Raw genomic sequence first — 1,089 nt, forward strand, 5'->3', positions numbered from 1 at the left:
CAGTTGGCTTAACAAGGGCGATCGCGCGAGGGGTCAGAAACCGGGTTTCTTTGCAAAATCTCGTGAGGATGCGTAAATTATCGCAGAAACCCGGTTTCTTGGATTAGGAGCGATCGCATCCGATGTTATTGTGACGGTGGAGTCGTGCGATCGATCGGTGGAACCTTTTGTACAGGAGTTGGCGGTTGTTCAGTCCGCAAAAGTGCGATCGTACTTGGTGTTAAAGGAATCGTCACTAGGAGGATGGGTACAAAAACTTTCTCTAAGAACCATTTGATATCTGAGTTAGACTGCTTCTTCAAAAAGTTCGGTCTATTTTTCGGTTTTTCTAGTTTCATTTTTTTTAATCTCTATCTACATTTCCTACGATATCTGGATTTTTTGTGTTCGGGGGCGATCGTCAATTTAGCCTCCCAAATTAGTTGTTAAGTAAAATTTTGAAGAGATTGTGAGTTGCGGTTGAATGATTTGTGAAAGAGTTTGTGAGAAAAAACTCACAAATCACTTTTGGCTTATAAATTTGTGAAAATTCACTAGGGATTGACTGAACAGCTATGCTAAAGCTCTGAGTTATGCTAATTTAAGAGAAAGCAGGCAAGTCAATGATTGAGGTAATATCGAGATGATGAGTCAACAAGAGTTCGATGCCATTTACCCAAAGGGGCTTACTACAAGACAGCATAAAGTGCTAGAGGGGTTCTTGCAAAATAAGCAAGACGAACAAATCGCTAACTCTCTCACCCCAAAAGTAACGAGGTCGTGTGTCAGCGATCATATTTCAAATATTTGCCTGTCATTTAATATCAAAAATGAGCCGGGTGGAGGATATACGCAACGTGAAGAGTTGATTCTATTATTTGTCAAATATAAACCGGAATTAGTTTGCCAAGAGTTATTAATAAGGCAATTGGGGGAAAGAACCTCTGAAGCTCCAAAAGCATTAGAATGGCCAGAAGGGCCAGTGCGATTAAATTCTGAGTTTTATATAGAGCGTTCCCGAATGGAAGCTGACTGTTATCAACAGATTTTAGAGCGGGGGTCAATAATTCACATTAAAGCTCCCAAGTTAATGGGAAAAACTTCTCTATT

The 1,089-nt window shown here is 40.2% G+C and carries 2 protein-coding genes; one reads left to right on the plus strand and one right to left on the minus strand.

The window, feature by feature from the left end; translation table 11 throughout:
* Positions 1-125 precede the first annotated feature (125 nt).
* Positions 126-338, minus strand: a complete 213-nt coding sequence (locus ACUVJL_RS36115; RefSeq protein ID WP_445250216.1) for a hypothetical protein — start codon at positions 336-338, stop codon at positions 126-128.
* 284 nt (positions 339-622) lie between these two features.
* Between ACUVJL_RS36115 and ACUVJL_RS36120 the strand changes: the two genes are divergently transcribed.
* On the plus strand, positions 623-1,089 hold a 467-nt coding region (locus ACUVJL_RS36120; RefSeq protein ID WP_445250217.1), incomplete at its 3' end, for an AAA-like domain-containing protein.

The sequence above is a fragment of the Microcoleus sp. OTE_8_concoct_300 genome, assembly GCF_031383065.1.
In the GTDB taxonomy this organism is placed as follows: domain Bacteria; phylum Cyanobacteriota; class Cyanobacteriia; order Cyanobacteriales; family Microcoleaceae; genus Microcoleus.

Excerpts from the sequence above, each read along its gene's own strand:
- ACUVJL_RS36115 (WP_445250216.1), bottom strand. The coding sequence starts at position 338 with ATGAAACTAGAAAAACCGAAAAATAGACCGAACTTTTTGAAGAAGCAG.